The organism is Latilactobacillus curvatus JCM 1096 = DSM 20019 (assembly GCF_004101845.1).
Lineage (GTDB): Bacteria > Bacillota > Bacilli > Lactobacillales > Lactobacillaceae > Latilactobacillus > Latilactobacillus curvatus.
Genome location: NZ_CP026116.1, coordinates 515,937 through 528,189, shown reverse-complemented (window position 1 = coordinate 528,189; position 12,253 = coordinate 515,937). Strand labels below are relative to the sequence as shown.

General features: G+C 41.5%; 13 protein-coding genes and 1 pseudogene. 5 read left to right on the top strand and 9 right to left on the bottom strand.

Translation table 11 applies throughout. The annotated features are described in order from the left end of the window. Positions 1 to 9: 9 nt before the first annotated feature. On the bottom strand, positions 10 to 477 hold the full coding sequence (locus tag LCU_RS02840; RefSeq protein WP_004270821.1) for a DUF2975 domain-containing protein: 468 nt from the start codon (positions 475 to 477) through the stop codon (positions 10 to 12). Between the two features lie 165 nt (positions 478 to 642). Here LCU_RS02840 and LCU_RS02835 point away from each other — a divergent pair, with 165 nt between their 5' ends. The 3 genes from LCU_RS02835 to LCU_RS02825 all read left to right on the top strand — a co-directional run bounded on the left by LCU_RS02835 (position 643) and on the right by LCU_RS02825 (position 2,963). After that, positions 643 to 1,125 carry a hypothetical protein gene (locus tag LCU_RS02835; protein ID WP_004270835.1) on the top strand — a complete coding sequence of 161 codons (483 nt, stop codon included), beginning with the start codon at positions 643 to 645 and terminating at the stop codon, positions 1,123 to 1,125. Between the two features lie 232 nt (positions 1,126 to 1,357). Further along, a protein-coding gene (locus tag LCU_RS02830) for an IS3-like element IS1520 family transposase (protein ID WP_128486087.1) occupies positions 1,358 to 2,427 on the top strand; the annotation gives its coding sequence in 2 pieces (ribosomal slippage) (positions 1,358 to 1,574 and positions 1,574 to 2,427; 1,071 coding nt in all). Between the two features lie 284 nt (positions 2,428 to 2,711). Then, complete coding sequence (locus tag LCU_RS02825; RefSeq protein ID WP_004270840.1) at positions 2,712 to 2,963, top strand: hypothetical protein; 252 nt, start codon at positions 2,712 to 2,714, stop codon at positions 2,961 to 2,963. Positions 2,964 to 3,013: 50 nt separating this feature from the next. Here the strand turns inward: LCU_RS02825 and LCU_RS02820 are convergent. Both LCU_RS02820 and LCU_RS02815 read right to left on the bottom strand, forming a co-directional pair. Continuing rightward, positions 3,014 to 3,780: pseudogene (locus LCU_RS02820) on the bottom strand (ABC transporter permease). Positions 3,781 to 3,801: 21 nt separating this feature from the next. Further along, positions 3,802 to 4,737 carry an ATP-binding cassette domain-containing protein gene (locus LCU_RS02815; protein WP_056967060.1) on the bottom strand — a complete coding sequence of 312 codons (936 nt, stop codon included), beginning with the start codon at positions 4,735 to 4,737 and terminating at the stop codon, positions 3,802 to 3,804. Positions 4,738 to 4,875: 138 nt separating this feature from the next. On the opposite strand from LCU_RS02815, the gene LCU_RS02810 reads away from it, so the two are divergent. Next, on the top strand, positions 4,876 to 5,382 hold the full coding sequence (locus tag LCU_RS02810; RefSeq protein ID WP_004270828.1) for a MarR family winged helix-turn-helix transcriptional regulator: 507 nt from the start codon (positions 4,876 to 4,878) through the stop codon (positions 5,380 to 5,382). 53 nt (positions 5,383 to 5,435) lie between these two features. Here LCU_RS02810 and nrdF read toward each other — a convergent pair whose 3' ends face one another. The 5 genes from nrdF to LCU_RS02785 form a co-directional block, all read right to left on the bottom strand. Continuing rightward, complete coding sequence (nrdF, locus tag LCU_RS02805) at positions 5,436 to 6,392, bottom strand: class 1b ribonucleoside-diphosphate reductase subunit beta (protein ID WP_004270820.1); 957 nt, start codon at positions 6,390 to 6,392, stop codon at positions 5,436 to 5,438. Between the two features lie 326 nt (positions 6,393 to 6,718). Beyond that, positions 6,719 to 8,890 (bottom strand): class 1b ribonucleoside-diphosphate reductase subunit alpha, encoded by a 2,172-nt coding sequence (gene nrdE / locus LCU_RS02800; RefSeq protein ID WP_056966989.1) that lies wholly within the window; start codon positions 8,888 to 8,890, stop codon positions 6,719 to 6,721. A 114-nt stretch (positions 8,891 to 9,004) separates the two neighbouring features. After that, positions 9,005 to 9,235: a glutaredoxin-like protein NrdH gene (nrdH, locus tag LCU_RS02795; RefSeq protein WP_004270829.1), complete on the bottom strand. Its 231-nt coding sequence runs from the start codon at positions 9,233 to 9,235 to the stop codon at positions 9,005 to 9,007. A 321-nt stretch (positions 9,236 to 9,556) separates the two neighbouring features. Further along, complete coding sequence (cls, locus tag LCU_RS02790; protein ID WP_056966991.1) at positions 9,557 to 11,014, bottom strand: cardiolipin synthase; 1,458 nt, start codon at positions 11,012 to 11,014, stop codon at positions 9,557 to 9,559. A 73-nt stretch (positions 11,015 to 11,087) separates the two neighbouring features. Next, positions 11,088 to 11,483: a ribonuclease HI family protein gene (locus LCU_RS02785; RefSeq protein WP_004270838.1), complete on the bottom strand. Its 396-nt coding sequence runs from the start codon at positions 11,481 to 11,483 to the stop codon at positions 11,088 to 11,090. Between the two features lie 77 nt (positions 11,484 to 11,560). Here LCU_RS02785 and LCU_RS02780 point away from each other — a divergent pair, with 77 nt between their 5' ends. Further along, complete coding sequence (locus LCU_RS02780) at positions 11,561 to 11,971, top strand: EbsA family protein (RefSeq protein WP_054644481.1); 411 nt, start codon at positions 11,561 to 11,563, stop codon at positions 11,969 to 11,971. 68 nt (positions 11,972 to 12,039) lie between these two features. Here LCU_RS02780 and LCU_RS02775 read toward each other — a convergent pair whose 3' ends face one another. Then, a complete protein-coding gene (locus tag LCU_RS02775; RefSeq protein ID WP_004270420.1) occupies positions 12,040 to 12,246 on the bottom strand; it encodes a cold-shock protein in 207 nt (68 codons plus the stop codon). Between the last annotated feature and the right edge of the window lie 7 nt (positions 12,247 to 12,253).

Below are 12,253 nucleotides of genomic sequence, written 5' to 3'. Positions count from 1 at the left end.
AATTCCTCCTTAGACCGTTAAATCGACTTCAGATTGAAAGGCGATTGCACTTTTAAAAAGATCTTCAACAATCTGCATCAAAATGAGGATTGCAAACGGAATGAAGACCAGGCCTAACCCCAGCAACATCAAGCCTGGTGCATCTTCGAGTTGCGTAATCCGGTAGAAAAAGGGTAGGGCAAAAAGGGCCGTCAAACTCGCAACCAAAATCGCTTTTCTAATTGCTGATACATATCGTAGCGTCTGAGGGAGAAAAACTTGATGGTGCTCAATTAAGCGGAGAATCTGCGCCAACTTGATTAATGCAAACCAAATACTAGCCGTCACACCATACGCAGCAATCGCCAACATCCAGATTGTCGCTGGGTATTCTAAGTGTTTCGTGGTCACAATTTGGATCGTCACTAACAAACTTAACAGACCAAATACCGCCGCAATTCCGAGTAATGCCATTCTAAGTAGCCATTTTTTTAACATTCATCTGATACCTCGTTTTTAAGAATAGTTTTATTATAATCGTTTTTTATTGAAAAACAATTAATTTTTATCGTTTTTCGATAAAACTTAATATTTAAGACTAGTCAAAGTAGGCGTAACTGTTATAATTATAGGGGGTAAACTAAACTGTGAAGGACTGATCTTATGAAAATCAGGCATCTCTGGCTAACATTGACGCTGACCGTTGCATTATTGGGACTAACAGCCTGTCAGAACCATCCTGCAAAAACAACGACGCCTCAGCATAGTTCGCAGAAAAAAACGGTGCGTCCACAAAACCAACAGACTTACGACAAAAAAGATGTCCAAGCCTATTGGCTGTCTTACCGGCATAAAACCTTTTTCGTCATTGCGCATCAACCGAACGAACAACTGAATACGAAAAATAAGCTCAAAACGTTTTTGAGTCAAACAACTACGCAAACACTAGCGCACGATTCCTATCAAAAACTGGACGAAGACGGCTTCATTTTTATTGCCGATAATCAGTTTAAACCACACCAAGACTTTGGCTATGGGATGGTCACAGTGGGCATTCCACGCGACTTCACACTACAAGCCATTGTTGCCACAGCCAATCTAAACGACCCGCTCTACAATCGCTATCCAATTTATCAAATTCAATGATCAGGGAGAAAACAATCACTATGAAAAAAATAATGCCAGTCTTCATTTTATTACTATCTATCACAATGTTTTTTATGACTGGTTGCAATCGTTCCATTGAAACACATACACCATCCAAAACACAGACTAAAAAAGGGACTAGTTTACCTAAACATGGAACAATCAGATGGCTCCTATGATGGAATTACGGACAAACTGTTCGATATAATACATCATAAAGGAGCTTTTTATTATGGCAATTAAATATTCAAATGAATTTAAAGAATCGATTGTTAGCTTAAGTCAGACTGGCCGTTCGGCCAACTCACTGGCTAAAGAATACAACGTCAGTGTTTCAACGGTCACTAAGTGGATTAAACAAGCTGATCCTAACAACACTAAAGTGCTATCATCAAATGAACGTGCTCTGATTAAAGAAAATAAACGGTTAAAAGAAGAACTTGATATTTTAAAACGAGCGGCGGTGCTCATGGCAAAAAGCTAATTATTAAAGGGCGTGCCCTCGTGTTAGAAGTCGTCAACGCTAATTTACTTGCTGGGCACCGCATTACGCGTATCTTATCAGTACTCAAAATTCCGCGCTCAACCTACTATGATTATCTACATTGGCAGCCAAGTAGAACTGAACGCCGCCGGCATTTAATTAAACAAGAAGTGTTAACGGCTTGGTTAAGATATCCAATGTATGGCTACCCACGATTAACGATCTTACTAAATCAACAGTCTGATATTCACGTTAGTCAGCGTCTGGTCTATCAACAAATGTGTGAATTAGGGATTAGATCTAGAATGGTTAAACGAATCAATAAGCCAACCACTCAGACTGATTATGATCAGCGACCAAACTTGATTAAGCAGTTAACTGATCAATCTGGTATTTTATTGACTGATATTACGTACATTCCCCTTAACCATACTTGGTGTTACCTAGCTAGTGTCTATAATCCAGTAACCCGACGGGTTATTGCTTACCAACTTAATACGCAGATGACTAAAGAACTAGCGACTAACGTTATTACCCAAGTCATGGTGCAAGCAGTTAAACCACAAATTATTCATAGTGATATGGGAAGCCAATACACAAGTGACTTATTTGAAAACACTTTATCGAAGTATGGTATCAAGCATTCTTACTCCCGAAAGGGTCAGCCCGGCGATAACGCGCGAATTGAAAGTTTTCATTCAATTTTGAAACGTGAATACGTTAATTTCCAAGATTTTAAGACAATTCATGAAGCAATCGCCGGAATTGATAACTATATTCGTTGGTATAACAGTGATCGTATTTCACTTGTAGCGTAGCTACAGGCTATTAAATTCAATAATGTTGGGGCTTATTTAATATACTCTAAAGCGTTTTTAAAATCTGAACGGGACTAAAACTTCGGCCTCCGAAAATTAAATTAAGTAATTTAAATTGAAAGTCAAATTTGTTCGTACTTTTATGTCCGGATTCTTGACATAGGAGCCGATTAACAACTACGACTCATTCGAATCAAAAGAAAGTCTCTGGTTATATTTATCGCGTCGGTAACGATTATTTAGTGCTAAACTCTGTAAAAGGGTTCATCAAGGATGCCACTGCTATGAAACACTATCTTGAAGGTGGCAAAGAACAAACTACAAATACGTATTTTGACCAGCCAAATGTGTTTGCAATCGCTAAAGATCAAGTAGGTAAGCATGCTAAGCTGTTTAAACTTGCGTACGGCACGATCACTTACGAAGAGCTTCCTGAAAATGATCGCGCGTATGTCTCTTTCGCTATCATTACAGACAAGAATATTGATGAATTACCCAAAATCAAGATTGATCAAATCGACTACCAAGTAATTTAAACTAAAATAGCGCGTCTCACTATCTTACAAGTGCGGCGCGCTATTTTATTCTAGTCACGCCGTTGATACGCCATGACTGTCAGTGGCATAAACACCAGAATAATCACAGCGCCACTGACGAGGACCATTGTTGCGGTTCCGCTCCAATTACCGGTGTTCAAAATTCCTCTGATTGCCGTAATGGTTGTGGTGACAGGATTAATGCGGACAATGGTTTGTAGAAAATGCGGTAAGGTTTTAACTGGAATAAAGGCGTTCGATAAGAAGGTCAATACCAGAATGATGATCATCGATAAACTACTAATCAGTTCGGCATTTTTAACCAGTAAACCGACTAAGGCGAAAATCCACGACGTTGACCAGCCAATAAAGACAGCTAGGAATAACGCCATCATGAGTGCGCCAAAATTAGCGGTAGGGCGCCAGCCCATTAGTGCCGCGGTGACCATTGCCATCCCACCGGAAAGCAACAATCGTAAGCTATCACCAACTAATTGACCGGCAAGCGGGGCGATTGGCGCAATTGGTAGGTCTTAAAACGGTCGAAGATTCCCTGATTGATATCTTCTCGTAATTGTTGACCGGAACCTGAAGCGGCGTTTAAGATACTCTGTACTAAAATCCCAGAAACCAACATCGGTAAATAGGCGTGGACGCTGCCGGCAATGACACCACCGAATAAATAGCCAAATAACAGCGTGAAAATAATTGGCTGCACCAGCACATCACTGACATTATCAGGATTATGCAAGGTCTTCAGTAAATTCCGATGGGTTAACGTTAAGCTATTGCGCAACACTTGCGTATTTGTTTTCATTTGTAGCATGTTATTATCTCCTTAGTTTTTACCAACGGTCATTTTCAAAAAGACGTCATCTAACGATGGGGCTGTCAATTGTAAATCGCTGATGGTGATGCCTGCCAGCTGACATTGATTTAAAATCGCGGTGATGACGCCCATATCATCGTGCACTAACGGTCCAATGATTGTTTGATCCGTCACACGCACGGGCTGTTGCAAAACGGTCTCGCAAATCGTCTGGACCTGCGCAACTTGTTGTTGATTGGCAACCGTCAACTGCTGACCACCGACTTGCGCTTTCAGCTCACTAGGTGTCCCACTGGCAATCAATTGGCCATGATCAATCAGCGCAATCCGATCCGCATATTGATCGGCCTCCTCTAAGTACTGTGTTGTCAAAAAGACTGTCGAGCCATCCGCGACTAATTTTTGAATCACATGCCACATTTGCGTCCGGGTTCTTGGATCCAGACCAGTGGTAGGTTCATCGAGAAAGAGGATCCTTGGCTTGCCAACTAAGCTGACCGCTAAGTCTAACCGTCGCCGCATCCCACCTGAAAAAGTCGCCAATGTTTGATCCGCTGATTGGTCCAAATCAAAGTCCGTCAGTAACTCGTTAGCTCGGGTTCGACTCGCTTTGGCACTGAGCCCATTTAACCGCCCAAATAAGCGGAGATTCTCGCGCGCACTTAAGTCTTGATCGATTGCCGCTGTTTGATTGGTGACACTAAACTGTTGGCGCACTTGGCGGCTTTGTGTTATCGTATCAAAGCCATTTAATGTGATTGTGCCACTATCTGGTCGTAGGAGGGTGGTCATCATTTTTAAGAGCGTTGTTTTCCCGGCACCATTGGGCCCTAATAATGCGAAAATCTCACCTTTAGAAACGGCTAGCGAAACGGAACGCACCACTTTTTTGGTCCCAAATGCTTTTTGAATATTGTTTACTTCAATGACATGCTCACTGCACATAATATTGCCTCCTCATTTAATAATCAGGTCACCTGATTAATTTATATAGTAAGGTCACCTGATTAAAATGTCAAGGATTGCTACTCTTAGATTTTGGAATGGTGTATACTAATTAAAACAGCGAAGGGAAGATGACGTATGGCAAAGAGTGTCAAGGCCGAATTGGTCGCCGGAAAATTAGCTGAATATGAACAACTCAGTAAGATCTACGATGATATCGTTAAACAAGCACGCCCGCATTTAATCGTCGAAGGCCAGGGGAAGATTCTATTGGCACTTGCTGATGAAGATCACTTATCGCAACGTGAACTAGCAACGCGTTTGGGAATGTCACCTCAATCAACCAGTGAATTTGTCGCTAAACTCGCTAAACGCGAGCTGGTGACGTTAAGTAAGCTCCCAAGTGATCGCCGGGTTAATTTAGTTAACTTAACGGATGCCGGTCGTCAAGAAATTGAAACTGCCAATCAAGAGGTGCCACCGTTTGTGAACGCCTTGACCGAGGCAGAACTCGACCAGTTAGTGCCACTACTCAACAAGATTACAACGGCGATGTATGCCGATATCGATGCCTCAAATCCGACGTTGGGCGTTAAGTTTCATAAATTATTGGCCGGACGATATCTGAAACAATTTAAAAAATAACCAAAAAAATAGCGCGTCTCACTTAAATTAGTGGGGCGCGCTATTGCATTTAATTAATCAAAGTCGTAATCACTATCTTCCATCGCTTCCACATTCCCTAAGCGATAACCATTCCCAACTTGGGAGAAGAAATCGTGGTTGGCAGTTGAAGTCGACATCCCATTCAAGATCACGGGGTTCACATCTTCAGCGCTATCTGGGAAGAGGGCGCCTTGGCCGAGGTTCATTAAGGCTTTGTTGGCGTTATAACGGAGGTAAGTTAATACTTCTTCTGTCCAACCAGTGCCATCATAAACTTCGTGGGTGTATTTTTCTTCGTTGGCATATAAGTCGTACAGTAAATCATACATCCAGTTTTGCAATTCTTCTTGTTCTGACTTATCCAATTCATTGAAGGCTAATTGGAACTTATAGCCGATGTAAGTCCCATGGACTGACTCATCACGGATAATCAATTTAATGATTTCAGCAACGTTGGCCAACTTATTGTTCCCTAAGTAATAGAGTGGGGTATAGAAACCAGAATAGAAGAGGAAGGTTTCTAAAAAGACGCTGGCAATTTTTTGTTGCAATGGTGTGCCGTTTTGATAGATATCGTTAATCTTGTTGGCTTTGTATTGCAAGAATTCATTCGTGTTGGTCCAGTCGAAGATTTCATCAATTTCAGTTGGTGTGTTTAACGTTGAAAAAATGGATGAATAACTCTTCGCATGCACGGATTCCATGAATTGAATGTTGTTTAAAACGGCTTCTTCATGTTGAGTGCGGATATTGGCTTTTAAGCTGGCCATCCCATCTTGTGATTGTAGCGTATCAAGTAGGGTTAAACCGCCAAAGACATGCCCGACGATCCATTTTTCATTGTCTGGTAAACTGCGCCAGTCATCTAAGTCATTGGAAAGGGGAATCCGCGTATCTAACCAAAATTGTTCGGTTAATTTTTCCCAGGTTGCTTTATCAATTTGATCTTCAACTTGGTTCCAGTTAATTGCAATATAATTTTCTGCCATGTTCATGAACTCCTTTTAACGTGCTTCTTTTTTAGGTATGTAGGCCAGCTGACGAGCAGCTGGAGTGGAGATTTGGTGCTTGCTTTGAAACGTGCTTTTCAAGCTAACTTTCTGCGCTTAGCCCAGTGAATCAAATCATCGACTACTTCGCTAATTCGCTTCCCTATGCTAATGCTCAAAATATAAACGCCTGCCGTCGCACTCTGTTTTGAAACGTGCTTTTTGAAACTGACTTCTGCGCTTAGTTACACTCGTCAAACAACTGCTTATAGCAGTTATTCGCCGAGTTAGACTAATGCTCAAAGTCAAACCGTTTCAAACGCACTCTAGATTACACAACTTTCGCATGCGTTTGCGCCGACTTCACTTTCGTCGTCTGTGTAAGTCCGGATGTAGTAGATTGATTTAATCCCTTTGTGGTGGGCGTAGTTTCTTAAGATGTTTAAGTCCCGGGTGGTCATTTTGTCAGTCCGGCCGTTTTTCCATTCGTAAAGGCCTGCTGGAATCGTTGAACGCATGAAGAGTGTCATACTCATCCCTTGGTCGACATGTTTTTGTGCTGCTGCGTAGATGTCGATGACTTTACGCATGTCAATGTCATAAGCTGATTCATAATATGGCATGGTATCGTTTGAAAGACCTGGGGCAGGGTAGTAGATTGTCCCAATTTTCTTTTCTTGCCGATCTTCAATCCGGTTAACAATCGGTTGTAAGCTAGCAGAAGTATCATTGATGTATGAAATTGAACCGTTTGGTGCAACGGCTAAGCGGTTTTGATGGTATAAACCGTCTTGCATGATGGCTAGTTTTAAAGCTTCCCAATCGGCTTTTGTGGGAATCATAATGTCCTTGAAAATCGCTTTGACTTTGTCCGTCTTAGGGGCCCAGTCTTCAGTGAGGTATTGATCGAAGTAACTACCATCAGCATACTTACTCTTTTCAAAGTTGGCAAAGGTCATCTGACGTTCCTTAGCAATCTTATTTGAAGCAACAAGTGTCCAGTAGTTTAAAAGCATGAAATAATTACTGGTAAAGTCGATTGATTCTTCTGACCCATACATCATGTGGTTCTTGGCAAAGAAGGTATGCAGACCCATGCCACCTAAACCAATGGTGTGGGCCAATTCGTTCCCATGAGCCACAGAAGGGACCACATCAATATCAGAATGATCTGTGACGTAGGTTAAAGCACGCACCATGGCTTCGATAGAACCACCAAAGTCAGGTGACGTCATCATGTTCGGAATATTCGTTGAACCCAGGTTACAACTGATATCCGTCCCTAACACGTCATATTCTTGGCGGTTATTAATTTGTGACGGGGTTTGCACTTGGAGGACTTCAGAACAGAGGTTACTCATGATGATCTTCCCATCAATTGGGTTCGCAGCATTGGCTGTGTCCACATTGACGATGTAAGGATAACCTGATTCTTGTTGCAATTTACTAATTTCATTTTCTAAATCACGGGCTTTAATTTTGGTTTTCTTGATGTTATCGTTGGCGATTAAGTTGTCATATTCTTTGGTGATGTCAACATATGAGAAAGGTACGCCGTATTCTTTTTCAACACCGTAAGGGCTGAATAAATACATATCAGCATCAGCTTTCACCAATTCATAGAACTTGTCGGGGACGACTAAGCCTAATGAGAGGGTCTTTAAACGATATTTTTCGTCTGCATTTTCTTTTTTAGCACCTAAGAAAGCAATCACATCTGGATGGAAGGCGTTTAAATAAACCACGCCGGCGCCTTGCCGTTGACCTAATTGGTTTGAGTATGAGAAAGAATCCTCCAATAACTTCATGACAGGGAGGACACCACTTGCTGCACCGTCGATGCCTTTGATTGGATCGCCAGCTCCACGGAGGTTCGACAAGCTAATCCCAACCCCGCCACCAATCCGTGATAATTCAAGTGCCGAGTTAATCGTCCGACCAATTGAATTCATATCATCGGTTGTTTGGAGTAAGAAACATGAAACTAATTCACCACGCCGTGAACGCCCAGCATTCAAAAACGATGGTGTTGCCGGTTGATAACGTTGGTGGATCATTTCATCCGCTAGTTGCAGCGCAAGGGTTTGATCACCATCTGCGAAGTAGAGAGCATTCACAAAAACGCGATCTTTAAAATCTTCAAGATAAAAGCCATTGTCGTTTGTTTTTAATGCGTATTGCGCATAGAACTTATAAGCAGCCATAAATGACTTGAAGTGGAAGTCTTGGTCCTTTAAATATTGATTCAATTCTTCCATGAATGAAAGAGAATAAGCCTTCAAAAAATCTGCTTCATAATAATTTTCCGCGACTAAATAATCTAGACGATCTTGAAGTGATTTAAACGTCACCATATTGGGTTGTACGTTTTGTTCCAAAAAGGCATCGAGTGCTTCTTGATCCTTTTGTAATGGAATTTGACCATTCACTGGAATATTAATTTGGTTATTCAATTCATAGTATGTTACATCTTCGGTTTTAATCTCTTTTAAAGACATCCTTGCCACCACTTTCTAGTCATATTAGCTGTTTTAGGGTTTAAAAAAAGTGAAGACCAACTCTTTAGTAATCAAGAGTCGGCCTCACCCGTTAAAACTGGGAATGCATGGTGCTTAAATCGCCAATTTTTGCAATTCCGCTGGTCTAAAACCTGAGAAGCTTTCTAGGCCATCCGCTTCTAAAACGGGAACGGCTTGGAAACCTTGTTCCTTCAAGTAATCAATATATTGTGGTTCGTCATTGATGTTATGTTCAACAAAAGGAACGTTGTGCGTTTCTAAAAAGTGTTTCGTCATCCGGCATTGTGGGCAGCCGTTCTTAGTATATAATGTGATATTTGCCATAATCGTTAACTCCCTTGTATTTCTCTTATCGATAAAAATAGTATACCGTTTTGAAATGGAAGATGCAATCAATAAACACCACATATTGTAGATAAAACAAAAAACGACCACTAATTATAGTGGTCGTTTACGAATGTTCATTTGATTGTCTTGGGCAACGTCCTGTACTTAAGTTAAACATATTTATGGGTAAAGTCAATCCCTGCTAATGCGCAAAATTTTTCAAAAGCACGCCGGACAAAGCTTAACAGATTTTAAAAAATTTTTTAGATTGGGATTAATTTAATATTGCACCATCATAAAAATGAGTTAACGAACATTTTATAAAATTGGTGAAAGTAACCGTGAAAATTTTTGTTTAAATTTCAACCAAGTTGACTGTTGGGCGATTATTTCGTCTGTTAGTAGGGATGCTTTTTCCATATCAGCCTGATAGATCGCTTCAAGTTGCGCTGCAACTTTCGGATCGTAAATAAACGTATTGGCTTCAAAGTTCAGCTTGAAACTACGGATATCCATATTGGCAGAACCTACAGTGCTGATATGCCCATCCATGACCGCCGTCTTAGCATGTAAGAATCCATCTTCATACCGGTAAATCTTAACGCCAGCTGCATGCAAGAGTTGACTGTAGTATTCTGTTGCACGGTAGATGAAGGGGTGATCCGGCATGTTAGGCGTCATGATACGAACATCCACCCCGGACATTGCCGCAGTCGTCAACGCATCAATAATACTATCATCCGGAACTAGATAGGGCGTTTGAATCCATAAACGCTTCTTAGCGGTACTAATCATCTTCAGATAACCGAGTTTGATTTGTTCATCTAATTTATCGGGACCACTTGAGACAATTTGCATGGCTGCTGATCCACGATTTTGGGATTGGTCCACTGGGAAGAGTTCTTCCGAGTAAGTTAACTTAATCGCAGACTCAACACTCGCGTTCCAGTCCATCATAAAGCGTACTTGTAAGGCTAACACGGCATTGCCGGTAATCCGCATATGGGTATCACGCCAATGTCCGAATTTCTTACTCCGGCCTAGATATTGATCACCAACGTTAAAGCCACCAATATAACCAATCTTACCGTCAATTACCACAATCTTACGGTGATCACGGAAGTTCAAGCGAAAATCGGTAATCGTGTGTTTTGAACTGAAGAACGTTCGCGCGTGGCCACCGACATCTTCAAGTGCGCGCCACCATTTTTGCGTTGCGCCTTGGGAGCCCCAAGCATCGTAGACAACGTTGACTGAAACGCCTTCTTTGGCTTTTTGAATCAATAGTTGTTGTAACTCATTGCCCAATCGGTCATTATAGATCGTATAATATTCGATATGAATACTTTTTTGAGCTTGTTTGATGTCGGCAAAGAGGGCGTCAAACTTTGCTTGCCCGTCAGTATAGATTTTGACATGGTTATTCTTTAAAACGGGTGCATTATTAATATTTAAAAAGAGATTCACCATTTCGGATGCTTCACTGGAAAGCATCTTTTTCGGTAAGAGGTCGTTTTTACGATTTTCCTTACGTTGAATGTCGACCAATGCGGAAAGCCCATCATCGATTTGCGATTGACTTTGGAAAATCTTTTTCCGCGATAAGCCCCGTCCGGTAAACATATATAGGATAAAACCGCCCACGGGTAGTAAAATTAAGACTAGCAGCCACGCCCAGGTGGCCGCAATATCGCGGGGCTGTCTCAAAATTGTAATAATTGCCAATAAGGCATTAATGAAGATGATGAATGACATTATTTCTGTAACTAAAACCATATCGTACTCCTCCAAAATTCTAGCGTTGCTTATTATTTTACTAAAATCACGCTCAAAGCGCTAGTTAAGCCTATCAACAGTCAGTTAAATGAGGTAATCCCTGTTGGGCCAGATGGTGCGCCCCCTGATTCTGACGCTCTGGAATCCATTGGTGGATGACCATTGAATAGGGCGCCTCAAGTGCTAGAATCCGGTCGACGGCAGCTTGATAATGTTTAGCATACCGCTTTTCTAGGCTCTGAAAGACAAGCTTGCTGTCAACGTTAATCTGTAGTATTTTCGTGGTAAGCCCCCGATTGGCTAGTTGTTCTAAGCCAAGAATGACCGCCGCAAATTCTGCATCATGATTGGACTGTTCTGGCAAAGGTGCTTGTAGTTGATATTGTCGCTCTGGTGTCACGATTAAAATTCCCGCCGCACTTGGTCCGGGATTGCCACGAGTTGCTGCGTCCGTATAAAGTTTAATCATTCTTAAAATTTACCGCCTTTCACTGACAGCAGGGTCAGGTTAATGGTATGATACAAAGCGTAAAAAGGAGTGTTCTCATGCAAAAGACAACCACCGCATTCTACCAACCAAATTATGCTTACTTCGTGACGATTTGGTCTTGGATTGGCTTCGTCTATACATTAGCTTTAATTGTACAACTTGAACTCATCAACTTAAACTGGCAATCGTGGGGCATCGGCTTAATTGCCGTTTGGTTGACGCTATGGGTCATTTTCGGGCATCGTGTTTCAATGACGGCAGACGTGATCACGCTTAAACGGCCGGTATTTAAATATAATCGAACCATCAACCGTGAAACGACTACGACCATTATTGTCCAAAAACATGGTTTATTAATTAAAACCAACGAACTTGATTACCAACCCGAACAAATACTCCTTAGTCGCAAAGCCAAGCAGGCATTCGTTAAACAACTGAAACAAAATGGTTGGCCAATTGAAGAATAGTTAAATAAAAAAGAGCCACGACAAACATTAATCTTGTCGTGGCTCTTTTTTAGCGTTTAAACGTATTTTTATTCTGCTATCTTTTGCACGTTAGCTGCCTGCAAACCGCGGGCGCCTTCTTTAATCTCAAATAATACCGGCTCGTCTTTATTCAATGATTTATAGCCGTCGGTTTGGATTGCGGTAAAATGGACGAAAACCTCCTCGTCATCTCCATAACTGATGAAGCCATAACCTTTAGCATTGCTAAACCACTTAACGATTCCTCGTTCCATCACAATC

Excerpts from the sequence above, each read along its gene's own strand:
- LCU_RS02775 (WP_004270420.1), bottom strand. The coding sequence starts at position 12,246 with ATGGAACGAGGAATCGTTAAGTGGTTTAGCAATGCTAAAGGTTATGGC.
- nrdH (WP_004270829.1), bottom strand. The coding sequence starts at position 9,235 with ATGGCAAATATCACATTATATACTAAGAACGGCTGCCCACAATGCCGG.
- LCU_RS02810 (WP_004270828.1), top strand. The coding sequence starts at position 4,876 with ATGGCAAAGAGTGTCAAGGCCGAATTGGTCGCCGGAAAATTAGCTGAA.
- cls (WP_056966991.1), bottom strand. The coding sequence starts at position 11,014 with ATGGTTTTAGTTACAGAAATAATGTCATTCATCATCTTCATTAATGCC.
- nrdE (WP_056966989.1), bottom strand. The coding sequence starts at position 8,890 with ATGTCTTTAAAAGAGATTAAAACCGAAGATGTAACATACTATGAATTG.
- LCU_RS02815 (WP_056967060.1), bottom strand. The coding sequence starts at position 4,737 with ATGTGCAGTGAGCATGTCATTGAAGTAAACAATATTCAAAAAGCATTT.
- LCU_RS02780 (WP_054644481.1), top strand. The coding sequence starts at position 11,561 with ATGCAAAAGACAACCACCGCATTCTACCAACCAAATTATGCTTACTTC.
- LCU_RS02835 (WP_004270835.1), top strand. The coding sequence starts at position 643 with ATGAAAATCAGGCATCTCTGGCTAACATTGACGCTGACCGTTGCATTA.
- nrdF (WP_004270820.1), bottom strand. The coding sequence starts at position 6,392 with ATGGCAGAAAATTATATTGCAATTAACTGGAACCAAGTTGAAGATCAA.
- LCU_RS02785 (WP_004270838.1), bottom strand. The coding sequence starts at position 11,483 with ATGATTAAACTTTATACGGACGCAGCAACTCGTGGCAATCCCGGACCA.
- LCU_RS02825 (WP_004270840.1), top strand. The coding sequence starts at position 2,712 with ATGAAACACTATCTTGAAGGTGGCAAAGAACAAACTACAAATACGTAT.
- LCU_RS02840 (WP_004270821.1), bottom strand. The coding sequence starts at position 477 with ATGTTAAAAAAATGGCTACTTAGAATGGCATTACTCGGAATTGCGGCG.